The organism is Domibacillus aminovorans (assembly GCF_001643235.1).
Lineage (GTDB): Bacteria > Bacillota > Bacilli > Bacillales > Domibacillaceae > Domibacillus > Domibacillus aminovorans.
In genome coordinates, this window is record NZ_LQWY01000001.1 from 1 (window position 1) to 15563 (window position 15563).

Below are 15563 nucleotides of genomic sequence, written 5' to 3' on the forward strand. Positions count from 1 at the left end.
ATTCCTTGTTTCACGATTCGAAGAATACAACCAACGCTTCGCTACACGATGTCATATCGGTTTCGATCAAGCACGTGCGGAGCTCGCAGCCAGGTTCAAAACAACAGACTAAATGACGTTCTATAAGAAAAGGGATTCAGTCATTTACACAAAATTCTTGACGCTCCCGAATATTAACTTTCCTTCCTATGTACACAAATTCGGGGGAATTAAGAAAATATGTCAAGAAATCGGCATTCCATACCTTTTTTATAATCAGATAAGTAGAGAAGATATATTAAAGGATTTACAAAGAGTTTACTGCGAACAGGGTGAAATATCAAAGACAACTTATGAAAATCATGGAATTTATGCTTGTATAGTCGTTAGAAGAGAATTTGGCGGCTTCAATAAGGCTTTCGAATTGATAGGTGCTCCAATTAATATGCACAAGAAAATTTCTAAAAACGATTTATTAGATGATATAAAGCTTTTTTGCGAAAATAACCACACCACTTCATCTACTGCTTACCGTAAACGAGGTAAGTATTCTCAACCAACAATTGATAGGTATGGCGGATGGTGTACACTTCTTAAAGAAGTTGGTTTAAAACCATCAAATGAGAAAATTGGTCTAGAATTAATGAAGATAGAGATATTGGCACTTTTCAATGAACATGGGTTTATTAGTCGCCAATTGATAAATGACAACTGCTCATTCAAGTATCAAGCGTTAAGGTATCATCTTGGTGGACGTAAAGAGATAAGCAAATTTCTTGGAGTAGATAACGCTTTTTTAAAGAGGATTAGCACAAATGCACAGTTAATTGAAAATATCATTAAAAAGCACTTTGGAGATAAGGATTTAAAATCAGAAAAAACTTGGAAATGGCTTATTAATCCTAAGACGGGAAATCATCTGTATGCAGACATCTACATAAAATCCCTTAACCTTGTAATAGAGTACGATGGAGAACAACATTTTAAATATATACCCTATTTTCACAAAACCTTTGAAAGATATCTAGAACAAGTCAAAAGGGACGAAATAAAGACCAATCTTCTATGTGAAAAAAAGGTTCCTTTAATTCGTTTTAGATTTGATGACGAAATTACAGAAAAAAGCATACTGGCCAAATTGTTTCCATACTTAAATTAGAGTTTTACTTTTGGTAGATAATAAACCATTAGTTTATGAACTGTCACCTCAAATAGTGATAGATTTAGTCTCTCAAAACAGAGAGAACAATCAAAGTAGAAACATTATTAGAAGAATTAAAGATGTAAGGGGCGGAGGCAATTCGTTTCGTTCTTTTCGACCCTCTTAGGTCGTGTGGATGAACCGACTATTGGTTTATTCCGCTCAAAACCATACTAAAAACGTGGAAAATACGCCCCTATCTCCTCAACATAAAGAAAAGAGACCCCTTTAGGGAGTCCCTTATAATTGCTTTGCTTTCAGTTCATTCTTTCTGTTAATCAATGTTCGCTTCTTTATTCCCGTCATTGCTTCAACTTCTTTATATGTATGTGTCTTCAGCAATGCTAATGCGTGTAATACTTGTTGCTTGGAGTGTTTTCTAGGTCTACCTTCTCTGAAATCATCACGCTGCTTAGCCAATGCTTTACCTTCTTGAGTACGTTCCACGATCATATCACGTTCAAACTCAGCAAATGAACTTAGTATATTAAAAATCAATCTACCTGTTGCTGTGTTTTCCACCAGTCCTATATTAAGGATATGAACTTTCACCCCTCTTGCAAATAGAGTCTTCACTGTTTGGATACCTTCCGCTGCTGACCTAGCAAATCTATCTAGTTTTGTTACGACTAATGTGTCGCCTTCTTGTAATGCCTCAAGTACCTTATTAAACTCTGGTCTATCTGTTTTAGTACCTGTGAACTTCTCCTTATATATAACCTCGCATCCTTCCGCTTGTAACGCTTGGATTTGAACCTCTAAATCCTGTGCTATTGTAGAGACCCTTGCATATCCATATTTCATTATTATATCCTCACTTTTCATCAACCACTTATTACACTATGTTTTTGCACCTATTGAAACCTATTATAGCAAGGTCACTAAAAAGGTGCAATAACTTTCAAGTATTTGCACCATCTAGTCAAAAAAAATATAGTTAAAAGGACTAAGTCTATACTTAGTCCTTAACTTCACATATTACTTTAAAGTAGCCGCTCTTTTTTTATTACTTTTATCAATATCATAGTATGCTAGAAAATTTAAACCTTCTTTTGTAGTATGAATTCTTTCATACTTTGCTCCTGCAACCTTAACCTTTTCAAGCAATCCAAAACTCATTAGAGTCGGGGCAATATTATAATAAAGATATATCTTTAATGGACTTGCAGACGTACTGTTTTCAACACCCGTAGAAAAGGTGTCTCTAAAGGTAATCAAGAGTGAAAGGTAATCGACAGTTTTATCCTCATCATTACCTATTTTTCCAGCAGGAAGTGTTATTTCCTTATTTTTTAAAGCTTCTTTTATTTCCTCGTATTCGAATCTACCCACTTTTCTTGTTGAGGCTTGTTTATCTAGTAATTCCTTTAATTTCTTGTTTTCCTTCAATAATGCTCTATTTTCTTTAATCAGTTCTGCATTATCTTCCACTTCACTACCTTTAACCCACCCTGAGAACTCATACAAATCTTTAAACTCACTTAGCGTTGTGTGAATAGAGAGTTTAATATCCTTCAAGTCCTCAACCCTTCTAATCACCTTGGAATGGACAAAATCCTTAAATTGCTTATATTTGTCCTGCTCTTGTTGTTCGAATACATCATTCCCCGCTCCTATTTGTGCCGCCTTACTATAAAGCCAAGAATCAGATAATACAGTTGCAAATACAGGCATCCCTTTTTCTATAGCATACTCATATTCCAAGTGTGTATAACTTTTCCCGCTACTTGTTTCTATACTGCCATATCTTCCACCAAGAATTAGCAAATAAACATCAGATTCATCAATCCAACGCTTTATTGTTTTTAACTGGTCTTCATTCCCCGCTTTAAAGAGTTCCATTCCTGCAGGAATATGTCCAGCATCCAGTATAGCTTCTACTGCAGCTTGTCTCTCATCCTTTAAATCAATGTAGGTTGATGATATGAAAATCTGAAGCTTCTTTTTCACTTAAACTCCCCCATAATATTCACTATTCCAATATTCTACCATACCTGAATAAATATGGTTCACCTCATATGTTTTACTTTCATATCGATAAGATTTTGATAAATGCTACGGAATTGATAAATAATGGACTTATTTATGAATAATGTAAATGACTTCGGACTATACGAGAAAAACACTAATATATCTCTAATCTTAATAGTCCTATTCATACCAATTATTTGAGTCGTGTCGGAAACTTACTGAATGCTAATTTGTGAATGTGTGTGGCTTCTGTATCAATCGAATACGCCAAATAAGAACTTCACATGATGCTTATATACTACTCACAGGTTCAATCTTAATCATGCTCTTTAACTAAAACGGAGGGTGGAAAGGTAGAACAAGACCTCTGAGAACCTACCTCTTAAAAGGCTACCAAACGATTCTGAGCGTCTATGTGTGCTATCCTGGATTCATTCGGAATCACTGTTCTTTGGCTAACCTGTTCATTAGCACAATACAAAAAAGCGTTCATACTTATAGTAGAAACGCACCCTTTAATTTAAGTGCGATTATTCACAGTCTTCGTTTACTTTCCCAAAAATACAGTACCACTTACTTGATCTTCTCTTGTTTAATTATGGTTATAACCAAACGGAATTGTTTGTAACTTTCGTTTGAATACGTTTTCAACCTCGACCGCTTCTAATGCTGTAACATCTTTTGGTAGCACTTTTAAAATCGTATATTGTAAATGTAAATGAGCTTTAGAGTTTTTTACAAGTAGTTGTGTAAATACTTCATTGCCTCCATGAATGGTTGTTGCATACTCCGACCAACGACCAAGCAAACCATTTTTATTGTATGAAGAGCCGATATAAATTTTACCGTTAGAACAATCTATTATTGCATAAATCGCATTGATCGAACTTAAAGCGATGTGCCAATCCGCATATGTTTGACGGTTATCGATGATTTGTTTTAGCTCATTATACGTTAATAAGACATTTTCGTATCCTGGAAAGACAAATTGACTTGTATTCACTAGCTGTGTAATGGTTTTTTCATTTGTTCCTTTTTGATACCATTTCACTGCTGCCTTGCCCCATTCAATAAATAATTTATTTTCATATGTAACTAATGGATCATTATCAATTTCAAATAAAGGATGCATGATTTCATCTTTATAAGACTCTAACAAAAATGGAGAACAATCTGGCGAAATAGACGGTGTCTCACCATGTCTTACTTCATACGTCTTTAAATACTTCGCTGTAGTGCCTTCATCTGCGGAAAAAACAATCACTTTTTCATACCCATCAAAAAAATAAGGTGATTGTTTTTGCGTGTATTCACGTATAAAGCCATCACGATATGCATTGATAAATCGTTCATGTTTCAACGAATGACGGATAAGTAATATACTACTCAAATTGTATTTGCATCGTGTTAATAAATCAGATAAATAGAAATGAACCATGTATTAATTAACTCCTTTTAAACATTTCAGGATGTTTAAAAACCTAATAAAACATCTTTTTAATATATTAATAAAATATACAACTACTACTAATCATTATTTAACAAAAAGGCCGTTAATCCTTCTTAGATCAACATCCCCACGTTAATTCAAGTATATTTATTTCCTCGATGTTTATGCTTAAATATTCAATAGCCTTGTTAATTATGATTCAAAAAATAATCCTATTCCATTTTAGACAATTGGTCCTTATTGTTGAATATTTCACGGAACATTTTTACTTATCTCTCCATCCTTATCTATAAAGTAAGATTTAATTATTTTTACACCGTCGAAAAAACCGCCACCATCTTCATATGTAAAGCCCAATAGTTCAGGTATATCGTCCCTACAAATGAAAACTGGACCTCCACTTAGGCCACCAAGTCTTTTTAAGTCACTAATTTCTTTGAGACCTAGTGTCTTTTTCCAATTCTCACGATTAAAACCCGAAACTAATCGCCTATCAGTTACATCCATAATTTCCTCATGAATGGCTGTATAATAAACTGAAGAGAACAATTCCTCATCTTCTCTAAAAATTCCAGGGAAACCAACTATAAATACGTGGTCTCCAATCTCACATTCTGAAGAAGGCCATGACTTAGGCTCGAAAAACATCTTACCAGTATCTTCCAAGTCTTTATTTAGACCATCTGATAAATCTATTACCGCAAGATCTAATTCATCATCAATACTTATTATTTTTTCTTCAATCTTCCCTACTTCAACACTCCCTATTAGTAATCGTTCTGCTGCAATAGCCCCTTTAATAACATGAGCATTAGTTATCAAAAAGTCTCTATTCAGCCTAAGTAAACAACCAGAGCCATTATTTCTTTTCTCATCACCAAATACTATCGAAACCGTGAAATTCTTAAAATAGGTTACAAAGATTTCCCCGTATCCATCCCCTCTATAACGTCCTTTTTGTATTTGTTTTGAATAATCCTTAATTCCCTCAATTATTTCCTTTATATCATCTTGCTTTTTTTCTACATTTCCTTCATCATGCACTTTTTCCAATGCATTTATTAAAATACTTTCAAATGAAACCGCCATGCCAAACCCCCCCATATTTACTCAATAGTACTTAAATTAAACTGACCTGTTGGGTATATTATTCGACAATAAATACCATAGGCCTCCTATTTTGACTTAAAGAAAAACCTTCCCTTCTCCAACTAATCTGCTCCGTTAGTTTAAGTGCACTCTTTCACATTCGATATAGCTTTGTAGCAAACAATAAAAGACGGGTTTTATTAGCATGTGTATCAATCGATCAATTACGATCCTATGTGCGATCATCCCCTTCAACATAAAAAAGAGAGTCTCAATTAAGAGACTCCTCTTTCGTCTGATACTCCAACTGCTCCACCTTTAAATTTTCCTTGATCTGTCCTGTAATGATATTCTGCAAGCCTAATCGCCCATTTAGAAGTATGTTCTTTGTGAATCCACCTTGTGCAGTAGTTCTTTGTAATTGAATTGTTGATATGAAAGTGTATAAAGTATAGGATTTCCTCTTCAACCAATGCTTTAAGGTATTCCACAACTGACTTTCTGTTTATCCCCGTATTTTTTACAATCGTATCAATTCGAATGAATGATATTGGAACATTTTTATCTGTGCCTGTGCTATCGTAAAACATATTACCGATTACATTAATATAAGTTGCAAAAACCTTAGATTTATAATCGCTCTTCATAGCAATTATCTTTTGGATATCTTTGTAAAACACTTTAGCAAACCCCCATTCTTCATCCTTTCCAGTTGGTTTCATAAAGTAGTTATTAGCAGGTTTTAAATCGTTCACCATGTTTTCCATTGCTATATCTTCACAAATCTCAATATGTCCCATCTCCTGCAATCTGATTAGGGATTCCTTTGTTCTTGCCTTAGTCAAACTTTGTTCCGTACTCATGCCAATGAATCTCATCATATGAGTAACTCCAGTATAAGCTACCCCTTGAAAGTTGTTTGACAATGATTTAATGATTGCTAAATGATAAACGTCTAATTCACCATTCTTGTCTAGGCTCTTGGTCTCCATCAATGATTTGGAAATCTTGATAAACGATTCTAACCTTTCTCGTTTTGTGGTTGATTTTGTTTCAGCGTTCAATTTTCATTTTCCTTTCGATTGTTTGTTTAATCTTCCCCATCCATAGCAGGATTTCAGAGAAGCTTGTTTGAGGGGTGCAAAAGGAGGCTTTGCCGACTTGCCCCCTACATTTGTATCTATTATAATATCTTCTATCTAATTATCTTCTATCTATTCCCTTTCCGAAATTGCCCGAAAACCTTGAAAAATACTAGTGTAGTTAGAAATATCGGTTACCTTATTTTTGGGTGTGGTTTTTAAATTGGACACCCTTTTTTTAGGTGTTTTCTTGTGTATTTATATAAAACCCCACCTATTTTTTGTGGATATTTTGTATATTCAAGCTTATGCTGAGTTCTTTTTCGGTTTTAGTATCCCTTGTGAAGGTACTGTCCCGCAGTACCTTGAAAGGTTGCTATTCTTATTAGCCAAGGCTTCCTCAATTCTCTTGGTTGCAATTTGTCCGCTATAGTAATAAAAGAGGTGCTTTCTCATCCTTTCGTATGACCATTCACTTTGGCTGTCCTCAACAATTTGACCAATATGTCTTTGAATTCCTCTTATTGATACTCTTGGGTTGTGTTCTTGGTTTAACCAAGGGCAAGCTTTATGGATAATCCTTTTCTCTTCAGATTCTATTAGTTCCTTTGGAATTAGAACGAATATCACTGATAGGTCTAGACCTAGTTCAATTCTTTGTAAAATTCCATCACTAACATGTTGTTTTGCATCTCTGCCTTTAAGATATCCATTTATAAATCTATTCCTAAAACATTCAGCTTTCCCAATGTACCAAAGATGTCTTTTAGTGTGGAAAATGTAGAGTCCACTAACTCCCTTCAAACTTTCAATCATGTTTGGTACGTCTTCAAACTTTACCTGTCTTGTCTTATACATCATGTTCTCCTTCGTTTTAAGCCCACACGGCTATTAATTTTTCTATGGCCACTCCCCAGAAAACGCAAAAAAGGAGCGAATCTACATACAATCCCACCGTCAGAAAGCACACTTATCCCTGTCCCTTATAGGCATAAAAATCAGCCTATCCCTATGAGTACGTCATAGTCATACAAGATATAAGTGTGCCTCCTTATGAGGCGGTTGCATGTAAATTCACTCCTTAACAATTATATTTTTTACGCTTTATTTAATTATTGACTTTCAACTCATGTATTTTAACACTATTTATATTTTAATGCAAGCAAATTCTCTATTCGCAAAATAGAAGTTATAGACAATAATGACACATATACGTTTCGAAACTCACTTTAGAAACCCTTGTTATTAAGAGTTTTTCACCGGCTGAAAAGCGTCAAATATTCACCTCGTATCGAAAGTTTTTAAAGCTTCGTATTGTGTGTGTTAACGTACTCCCCCTTATTCTAAAATAAAGCCACCTTAATTATGTGGAAAATAGCCCCCACGACTGCTTTACAATTAACTTACGGAGATAAGCATGTAAGACGCAGAAACAAATGGTTGACCACAAACCATCTCAGGACCTGTGTTGGCACGGTTTCTAGCCCTTTCAACTATTGTCTAATATTCCTTTATAGTAACATATGTTAAAATGGTTTTAGGAAACCTTTCTCAGGCTTAAGAGCAATACAGGAGGCTCTTGAAGATGAAAGGAAGCATCAAAAAGAATAAACAAACAAGCAAGTGGGATTTTGTAATTGATATTGGAAAAGATCCAATGACAGGTAAGCGCAAGCAGAAAAAGAAACGAGGGTTTGAAACAAAAAAAGAAGCAGAGAAGGCTTTGGCAGCTCTTTTAAACGAGTTAAATGAGGGGCTTTATATCGAAACATCTAAGCAGGCATACAGCGATTACATACACTTTTGGCTCAGTATTAAGACACATGAGATGAGTAACCAAACTTTAAAAGCATATCAATCTTACTTAAAGAACCATATCAATTCTTCTTTAGGATCGTTATCGCTCTCTTCATTGACACCCATGCATATTCAGGGCTTTATAGGAGATTTAAGAAATAAAGAATTGTCAGAATCGACTATTAAGCGGATCTTTAATGTGGTGAATGCTTCTCTCAATGCGGCTGTCAAAATGGAGCTTATAAAGAAAAACCCTGCATCGACTATTGAAAAACCAAGGGTAGCTGCAAAAGAAACTGCTATCTGGAACTTGGATGAGGTAGCTTTATTTCTTAATCGCTCCATATCCAGCCCTTATTACATTGCTTATCTTCTTGCAGTAACAACAGGTATGAGGCAGGGAGAAATTTTGGGATTGCGTTGGAAAGATGTAGATTTCGAAAATGAATGTCTCTATATTAGACAGACCCTCACACACGATGGAAAAGGATTCAAGGAAGGTGCAAAAAGTAAAGCAGGTAATCGCTCAATTGGTTTGGATACGGTCACCCTCTCTACTCTTAAACAGCATAGGAAGCAGATTGCTACCAATAAACTAAGGTATAGCACTGCCTATGCAGACTATGATCTTGTTGTTTGCACCAACAAAGGTAAACCAATCAATCCTAGAAATTTGCTAAGAACATTCGATAACTTGATTACTAAAGCAAATCTCCCGAAAATCCGCTTCCATGATTTAAGACATACGCATGCAAGTCTTATGTTACAACAAGGAGAAAACATAAAATTAATATCGGAGCGGTTAGGTCATAGCAGTGTCAAAATCACCCTCGACACTTATTCACATGTTCTTCCTAACATGCAGCAAGAAGCATCTAATCGTCTTGCGGATAAGTTGTTCAATGGTTAATCTTTTGTCCTTGTGACCAAATCTGTGACCACGGTTAAAAAACTACAAAAAAAGGCCACCTCCGAAGAAGTGGTCTTTTCGTAGAGAAACCGTGTTCCTGACGCTCTCTCAGGGGTTTTGACACCCAATGATTCCTACTGGGTTCGAACCAGCGACCTCTACCCTGTCAAGGTAGCGCTCTCCCAGCTGAGCTAAGGAATCGTTTTACTGACAAGTTCTATTATATGAAATTGTCAGCTAGGTGTCAACGATTTTTTATTTTATTTTTCGCCACATTAAGTGGATGACAATGAGAAAGATAATGGTCATAATGACAGCGGTCAGCATGCCGAGATGGAATGTGTTTGTGCCGGTGAGCGGTGATTGGTTTCGCATAGATACGAAAATACCGGCCATGACGATGCTGAAGGCGAGCATCATGATGCTCAGAACAAGCGTTGACGCCATCCGCTCGATCCGCTTCATGATGTTTTCATCGGCGGTGATGTGCATTTTTAGCTTCGGCTGACCGCCTTCCCATTCGCTCAATGTTTCATTTAGGACGCCAGGAAGCTTGTCTGCGGCCATTTTCATTAAGCGCACAAATGAACGTGATCCACGCATGAGTTCTTTCGGATGGATGCGGCCTAAGAGCACTTCGTGTGACATATCACGCACCATTCCTGAAAGGCTTGAGCCAGGATCAAGTGCGATGACAGTCTGCTCAACTTTTAAAAAGGCCTGCCCCACTTGTACGAAGTCTTTCGGGATGCTAATGCTATGACTGCCCGCAACGGTGAAGAGCTCCTGCAGCATCGTACCCATTTCCACATCAGCTAATTCAATATCCATATAGCCCGCCATCCATCGGCTAATATCGCGCTGTAACATACGGCGATCGACCGATTTTCGTGATCCCATTTCAAGCACGAGCATGGACAGTGCTGCCGCATCACGATCGGCGAGGGCAAATAAGGAGTCTGACAGCAAATGCCTCATCTCATCAGATAGTCGTCCTGTGTTGCCAAAATCAATAAGACAAAGGCGCCCGTCTTTCAATAATAACAAGTTCCCCGGATGCGGATCGGCGTGAAAAACGCCATCAATAAACACTTGGCGCAACACCGTTTCAGATAAAGATTGAGCAAGTTCTTGACGCTCTTTGATGTCCATTCCAGCAATGACTTCTCCATGCAACGGCTTTCCGTCCATATATTCCATCACAAGTATCTGCTCTGTTGACCATTCCGGATAAATAAGCGGCACGTAAACATGCTTTTCTTTTATTGTTTCCCGCACACCAGCCGATTCCGTTGCTTCCATCCGGTAATCCATTTCTCTGCGGAGCGAGCTCACGAAGTCATCGATAATCGCTTTTAAGCTTACTTGCCGCGCAAGCTCTGAATTGCGCTCTGCAAGATTTGCAAGCTGCCGTAAAATCGACATGTCATTGCGAATAATCGGTTCGATGCCTGGACGGCGAACTTTAATGGCGACTTCTGTTCCATCTTTCAGTGCAGCACGGTGCACCTGACCAATGGATGCAGCGCCGATCGGTACTTCTTCCATATAAATAAGCCAGTCGTCAAGCGGCTGTCCCGCTTCTGATTCGACAATCTTTTTAATTTCTTCAAAAGGCACGACTGGTGCACCGCTTTGCAGTTTGGACAGCGGGCCGGTCCAAGATGGCGGCAATAGATCCGTTCTCGTTGATAAAAACTGGCCTAGCTTTATAAATGTCGGTCCGAGGTCTTCAAGTGCCCGCCGCAGCTGCTCGCCTTTTACATTTTGCTCTTTTCCCCCTCTTCTCGTGAATGGAATTTTCTCCGCTAGTCCGAGGTCTTTTATGTATCCTGCAAAGCCATGCTTCGCGAACACCGCCACAATTTCCGGTGCCCGCCGCAGCGTCCCGATTCTTCCCACATTGCCACCTTCTTCGTTTCGGTTGTTTTTCCCATCATAACACATTCCTATATGTTGTTTAAAACAACAAGACATGTGAATTTCCCTATCAACGAGATTCTCGTCGGACAATCTGTCCGAAAACATAAGGTGTATGGTAAAATGAGCTGACTTGTTTTTAGGAGGGATTTAATTATGAGACGTGGGACGATACAGGATGATGTCATCCATTCAAAAGAACTTGGCGAAGATGTACCGATTTTGATTTACGTGCCAGCTGACTTTTCACCAATGTATACGTATTCGTTTCTTCTATGCCAGGATGGCAAAGATTACTTCCAAATGGGGCGCATTCCGCGTGTCGCGGATGAGCTTTTAGATCAAGATGAAATTGAAAACATGATTATCGTCGGAATTCCATACACTAATATAGACGATCGCCGGGAAAAGTATCATCCGGACGGCATCAAGCAAAAAGCATATATTCGCTTTTTAGCTCACGAAGTCGTTCCCTATCTCGATGAAAAGTTTCCCGGTCACAATGATCGTTTCGGACGGGCGCTTGCTGGTGACTCGCTTGCGGCGACGGTTTCGCTCATGGCTGCACTTACGTACCCGAATCTTTTCGGGAAAGTGATCATGCATTCGCCCTTCGTTGACAGCTCAGTCATGAATGCGGTCGAACGAGCAGATTCTGATTGCAAACTTTCGTTGTATCATGTGATTGGAACAGATGAGACGAACGTGAAAATGACTAATGGGGAAACAGCAGACTTTTTAACGCCGAATCGGGCGCTTCATTCATTGATTTCTAAAAAGAAATTTGATTATTTTTATGAAGAGTTTGACGGCGGACATATGTGGACATACTGGCAACCGGATATGAAGCGGGCGCTATCGAAAATGTTTGAATGAGGAGTAATGGTTAAGATACCGCTTTCCTCGTCATTTTTGTTATACTAATGAAGAAATGCTATTTCTAGGGAGAGTGAACGAAATGAAATACGGTGTTGTTATTTTTCCATCTAAACCTTTGCAAGATAGAGTAAACGGTTATCGGAAACGCTATGACCCGCATTATGCACTCGTTTCACCGCACATTACATTAAAGAGTTCATTTGATGCAGGCGTCGATGATCTTGCTTCCATCTCAGAAAAACTGCATAAGATCGCGGCGATCCATCAGCCTTTTTCGTATCATGTCAGCAAAGTAAAATCGTTTGAACCAGTGAGCAATGTCATTTATTTTAAAGTAGACCGTAACGAAACACTCATGTCTCTTTATGACATGATGCACACAGAGCATTTCCCTGGCGAAGAGCCGTTCCCATTCGTTCCCCACATCACTATCGGACAGAAATTATCAGATGATGAACATTCCGATGTGTACGGATCACTGAAAATGGAATCGATTGACTTAACTGAAACCGCCGATCGATTCCATTTGCTCTATCAGTCTGAAAATGGCGTGTGGACTGTTCATGAAACATTTTTACTCGGAAAGGATGCTTAACAAGTTGAAAGTAGTCATAGCAACCGATTTAAAACAGCGGGAAGACGCTTATTCTGTTCGGATGACCGTATTTGTCAATGAACAGAATGTCCCTGCTTCAATTGAAATTGATGAACTCGAAGATGAAGCCGTTCATTTTGTCTTATATGATGACGAAATGAGTCCGTGTGGTGCCGGTCGTTTTCGCACCGTTGGCTACTACGGGAAAGTAGAACGTATTTGTGTCTTGAAAGAATCCCGCGGGCAAGGAGCAGGCGACCTCATTATGGGCGCGATTGAGCAGCATGCTGCCACTGTTCCACAACTCACTGCCTTAAAGCTTGATGCACAAGTACAGGCAATTCCTTTTTACGAAAAGCGAGGATACGAAGTCGTTTCCGATGAGTTTTTAGATGCCGGCATCGTGCACAAAACAATGACAAAGCCTTTATAAACGCAAAAAAAGCTTATTCTCTTATAATAGATGAATAAGCTTTTTCTATGAATTCGTCATGGTGCGCTCCTTCTTTCATTATGCCAGTTTATCAATTTCAAATCCCTTTCTGCTAATTTGAGCAAGGTGTACACGGAATGCTTCATGTTCATGTTGCCGCTTTTTCCTTCGTTCTTCCACACTCATTTGCGGCTCCGCACGATCGCGTAAAATTTTATCAAACGATACTTTGGCAGCTGGACCGATGTAGGTATCGCCTCTACTCGATTCATTTAAAACCCGTTCCCTATAATGGCTATACTGATACTGTGGGATCGGCAGCACGTAGCCCATCTCTTTTCCTCCTTTCAACATAAAATATACGTACATAGATATATATGTATTGTTTAGCCGTTTTATGTCTCACCAAAACCATTCTTGCTAAAATCACAACCTTCTTCCTGCTTACGTGAAAAAAAGAGCGACTTTTCGGCCACTCTTCACTACACTACACTACATTACATTTATTTAATCATTTTCGTAATGGCATCTATATTCAGCTTTTTGCCATCTTTTATAATCGTTCTGACGAGTTCGTCTTCTACTTGCTTCGGTACTTTTTTACCGGCAAGTGCTGCCGTTTGTGCAATGACTGCGCGAACTGTTCGTTCATCGCGGAAATCAGCATACTGAAGCGAATCAACAAGAGCGAACACGTCGTTCATACGCACGCCTGTTTTTTTCTCAATTTTGCCAAAGAACTTGTTGTCCACTGTGGCTCCCCCTTTTACAAATCAATAAAAGCTTGCGCCAACGATGATCAACAAAATGAACAAAACAACAATTAAAACAAATGTGCTTGAGCCGCCGTATCCACCACCGTTTCCACCGCAGCAGCCGCCACCATAGTAACCCATTGTCATTTCCCCCTTTCTCTATTCTCCTTACTATCATATGGAGAAACAAAAAAAGAGGTTGGGCCGCTCACCCTTTTGGTTTAAAAAATATGGCGCCCATAAAACCAAACACAATCGCTGCGGAAATACCAGAACTTGTTACTTCAAACATACCGGTCAACACACCAACGACTCCATGTTTTTCCGCTTCTTGCATCGCACCAGCCACGAGTGAGTTGCCGAAGCTCGTAATCGGAATCGTTGCCCCGGCTCCCGCAAAATCAATAAGCGGTTCATATAAATCAAATCCGGCAAGCACAGCACCTGCTACGACGAGTATCGATAATGTATGCCCTGGTGTTAACTTGCCAACATCCATCATCAACTGACCGATAACACATATGAGGCCACCGATAATAAATGCCCAAAAAAACATTGCGATCATTCGTCTCTTCCTTTCCTTTAAAAAACGGATTTAATAAGCGCTACAATAAAAGCAGAAAAAACGCCAAATAAAATGACCGAACCAGCGAGTTTAAACATATTGCCTCCGACCCCTAGTACGAATCCTTCTGAACGATGTTCAATCGCCGCTGAAATAACGGCGTTGCCAAATCCCGTTACCGGCACCGCACTACCAGCACCCGCAAACTGGCCAAGTCTATCATATACGCCGAATCCTGTTAACAGCATGGATAAAAAGATCATGAACGCCACTGTTGGGTTCCCTACTGTCTGCTCGGTAAAGTTAAAAAAGAAAATAAAGAAATAGGATACGGCTTGACCGATTATACAAACAAGACCGCCTGTCCAAAACGCGCGAATGCAATTTTTTAACACCGGCTTTTTTGGTTCGTACTTTGAAGCAAGCTTTTTATAATTCTCCGGCTTCATTAGGCCATCTCCTCTTTCAATTTAATGATTTCAGACAGCCGTTTATTCGCTTCTTCTTCCGTCAGATGGCCCGCTTCCATGTCTTCCTTTAATCGGACAGCTTCGAGGAAAATTTTGTAATCACTTGAAACCACCACTTCTTCCGTACTCTCCATTTCCTGAATGCGTTTATCAAGATCTTTTTCAATTTCCTTCATGTTAAATCGGTCAAGATGACGCACTTTATACGCTACGAGCAGCTGGTCTTTTCCTTTTATAACAGCCGTATCGTAAATAGTTTCAATCGAATCTGCTTCTTTTTTGATTTTTTCAGCAAATCCATCGTGTTTTCCGTCAAGCTGCACAGCATCCGGATCAGCCGTTTCCAAGATCACCGTTCCATCATGTTCCGGTGCACATCCCGCCAGCAGCAAGATGGTGAGTGCCCATTTCTTCATGATATGTACCTCCGTTTTTGATCAGTATGTCCTGAAAACAAAAAAAAATTC

Annotated in this window: 18 protein-coding genes and 1 tRNA gene; 5 read left to right on the top strand and 14 right to left on the bottom strand. The window is 38.6% G+C overall.

Going from position 1 to position 15563, the window contains the following annotated elements; all coding sequences use genetic code 11:
• Positions 1-112 precede the first annotated feature (112 nt).
• On the top strand, positions 113-1138 hold the full coding sequence (locus AWH49_RS00005; RefSeq protein WP_063964253.1) for a hypothetical protein: 1026 nt from the start codon (positions 113-115) through the stop codon (positions 1136-1138).
• 282 nt (positions 1139-1420) lie between these two features.
• Here AWH49_RS00005 and AWH49_RS00010 read toward each other — a convergent pair whose 3' ends face one another.
• From AWH49_RS00010 to AWH49_RS00035, 6 genes are all read right to left on the bottom strand, one after another.
• Positions 1421-1984, bottom strand: a complete 564-nt coding sequence (locus AWH49_RS00010) for a recombinase family protein (RefSeq protein ID WP_063964314.1) — start codon at positions 1982-1984, stop codon at positions 1421-1423.
• 174 nt (positions 1985-2158) lie between these two features.
• The gene (locus AWH49_RS00015) at positions 2159-3130 is read right to left on the bottom strand and encodes a DUF4062 domain-containing protein (RefSeq protein ID WP_063964254.1); all 972 of its coding nucleotides are present in this window, start codon (positions 3128-3130) and stop codon (positions 2159-2161) included.
• Between the two features lie 613 nt (positions 3131-3743).
• On the bottom strand, positions 3744-4589 hold the full coding sequence (locus tag AWH49_RS00020) for a GIY-YIG nuclease family protein (protein ID WP_063964255.1): 846 nt from the start codon (positions 4587-4589) through the stop codon (positions 3744-3746).
• Between the two features lie 264 nt (positions 4590-4853).
• Positions 4854-5690, bottom strand: a complete 837-nt coding sequence (locus AWH49_RS00025; RefSeq protein WP_063964256.1) for a S1 family peptidase — start codon at positions 5688-5690, stop codon at positions 4854-4856.
• Positions 5691-5965: 275 nt separating this feature from the next.
• A complete protein-coding gene (locus AWH49_RS00030; RefSeq protein WP_211268367.1) occupies positions 5966-6571 on the bottom strand; it encodes a hypothetical protein in 606 nt (201 codons plus the stop codon).
• Positions 6572-7078: 507 nt separating this feature from the next.
• Complete coding sequence (locus AWH49_RS00035) at positions 7079-7630, bottom strand: hypothetical protein (RefSeq protein ID WP_063964258.1); 552 nt, start codon at positions 7628-7630, stop codon at positions 7079-7081.
• Between the two features lie 727 nt (positions 7631-8357).
• On the opposite strand from AWH49_RS00035, the gene AWH49_RS00040 reads away from it, so the two are divergent.
• A complete protein-coding gene (locus tag AWH49_RS00040) occupies positions 8358-9479 on the top strand; it encodes a tyrosine-type recombinase/integrase (protein ID WP_063964259.1) in 1122 nt (373 codons plus the stop codon).
• A gap of 128 nt (positions 9480-9607) precedes the next feature.
• Here the strand turns inward: AWH49_RS00040 and AWH49_RS00045 are convergent.
• Positions 9608-9680: transfer RNA gene (locus tag AWH49_RS00045), tRNA-Val, on the bottom strand.
• Between the two features lie 54 nt (positions 9681-9734).
• The gene (locus AWH49_RS00050; RefSeq protein WP_063964260.1) at positions 9735-11381 is read right to left on the bottom strand and encodes an ABC1 kinase family protein; all 1647 of its coding nucleotides are present in this window, start codon (positions 11379-11381) and stop codon (positions 9735-9737) included.
• A 174-nt stretch (positions 11382-11555) separates the two neighbouring features.
• Between AWH49_RS00050 and AWH49_RS00055 the strand changes: the two genes are divergently transcribed.
• From AWH49_RS00055 to AWH49_RS00065, 3 genes are all read left to right on the top strand, one after another.
• A complete protein-coding gene (locus AWH49_RS00055; RefSeq protein ID WP_063964261.1) occupies positions 11556-12275 on the top strand; it encodes an alpha/beta hydrolase in 720 nt (239 codons plus the stop codon).
• 82 nt (positions 12276-12357) lie between these two features.
• Entirely contained in the window at positions 12358-12873 is a 516-nt protein-coding gene (locus AWH49_RS00060) for a YjcG family protein (RefSeq protein ID WP_063964262.1), read from the top strand.
• A 4-nt stretch (positions 12874-12877) separates the two neighbouring features.
• The gene (locus AWH49_RS00065; RefSeq protein WP_018391805.1) at positions 12878-13306 is read left to right on the top strand and encodes a GNAT family N-acetyltransferase; all 429 of its coding nucleotides are present in this window, start codon (positions 12878-12880) and stop codon (positions 13304-13306) included.
• Between the two features lie 78 nt (positions 13307-13384).
• Here the strand turns inward: AWH49_RS00065 and AWH49_RS00070 are convergent, their stop codons facing one another.
• From AWH49_RS00070 to AWH49_RS00095, 6 genes are all read right to left on the bottom strand, one after another.
• Complete coding sequence (locus AWH49_RS00070) at positions 13385-13639, bottom strand: hypothetical protein (protein WP_063964263.1); 255 nt, start codon at positions 13637-13639, stop codon at positions 13385-13387.
• A gap of 170 nt (positions 13640-13809) precedes the next feature.
• Positions 13810-14058 carry a stage VI sporulation protein F gene (locus AWH49_RS00075; protein ID WP_034289252.1) on the bottom strand — a complete coding sequence of 83 codons (249 nt, stop codon included), beginning with the start codon at positions 14056-14058 and terminating at the stop codon, positions 13810-13812.
• A 21-nt stretch (positions 14059-14079) separates the two neighbouring features.
• A complete protein-coding gene (locus tag AWH49_RS00080) occupies positions 14080-14208 on the bottom strand; it encodes a YjcZ family sporulation protein (protein ID WP_026221532.1) in 129 nt (42 codons plus the stop codon).
• A 61-nt stretch (positions 14209-14269) separates the two neighbouring features.
• Entirely contained in the window at positions 14270-14626 is a 357-nt protein-coding gene (gene spoVAE / locus AWH49_RS00085) for a stage V sporulation protein AE (RefSeq protein WP_063964264.1), read from the bottom strand.
• 17 nt (positions 14627-14643) lie between these two features.
• Entirely contained in the window at positions 14644-15075 is a 432-nt protein-coding gene (gene spoVAC / locus AWH49_RS00090; protein ID WP_034289249.1) for a stage V sporulation protein AC, read from the bottom strand.
• Entirely contained in the window at positions 15075-15512 is a 438-nt protein-coding gene (locus AWH49_RS00095) for a YhcN/YlaJ family sporulation lipoprotein (protein WP_063964265.1), read from the bottom strand. Before AWH49_RS00095 ends, spoVAC begins: the two co-directional genes overlap by 1 nt.
• Between the last annotated feature and the right edge of the window lie 51 nt (positions 15513-15563).

Excerpts from the sequence above, each read along its gene's own strand:
- AWH49_RS00055 (WP_063964261.1), top strand. The coding sequence starts at position 11,556 with ATGAGACGTGGGACGATACAGGATGATGTCATCCATTCAAAAGAACTT.
- spoVAE (WP_063964264.1), bottom strand. The coding sequence starts at position 14,626 with ATGATCGCAATGTTTTTTTGGGCATTTATTATCGGTGGCCTCATATGT.
- AWH49_RS00040 (WP_063964259.1), top strand. The coding sequence starts at position 8,358 with ATGAAAGGAAGCATCAAAAAGAATAAACAAACAAGCAAGTGGGATTTT.
- AWH49_RS00005 (WP_063964253.1), top strand. The coding sequence starts at position 113 with ATGACGTTCTATAAGAAAAGGGATTCAGTCATTTACACAAAATTCTTG.
- AWH49_RS00020 (WP_063964255.1), bottom strand. The coding sequence starts at position 4,589 with ATGGTTCATTTCTATTTATCTGATTTATTAACACGATGCAAATACAAT.
- AWH49_RS00070 (WP_063964263.1), bottom strand. The coding sequence starts at position 13,639 with ATGGGCTACGTGCTGCCGATCCCACAGTATCAGTATAGCCATTATAGG.
- AWH49_RS00080 (WP_026221532.1), bottom strand. The coding sequence starts at position 14,208 with ATGACAATGGGTTACTATGGTGGCGGCTGCTGCGGTGGAAACGGTGGT.
- AWH49_RS00030 (WP_211268367.1), bottom strand. The coding sequence starts at position 6,571 with ATGATGAGATTCATTGGCATGAGTACGGAACAAAGTTTGACTAAGGCA.
- AWH49_RS00060 (WP_063964262.1), top strand. The coding sequence starts at position 12,358 with ATGAAATACGGTGTTGTTATTTTTCCATCTAAACCTTTGCAAGATAGA.
- AWH49_RS00025 (WP_063964256.1), bottom strand. The coding sequence starts at position 5,690 with ATGGCGGTTTCATTTGAAAGTATTTTAATAAATGCATTGGAAAAAGTG.
- spoVAC (WP_034289249.1), bottom strand. The coding sequence starts at position 15,075 with ATGAAGCCGGAGAATTATAAAAAGCTTGCTTCAAAGTACGAACCAAAA.
- AWH49_RS00035 (WP_063964258.1), bottom strand. The coding sequence starts at position 7,630 with ATGTATAAGACAAGACAGGTAAAGTTTGAAGACGTACCAAACATGATT.
- AWH49_RS00095 (WP_063964265.1), bottom strand. The coding sequence starts at position 15,512 with ATGAAGAAATGGGCACTCACCATCTTGCTGCTGGCGGGATGTGCACCG.
- AWH49_RS00010 (WP_063964314.1), bottom strand. The coding sequence starts at position 1,984 with ATGAAATATGGATATGCAAGGGTCTCTACAATAGCACAGGATTTAGAG.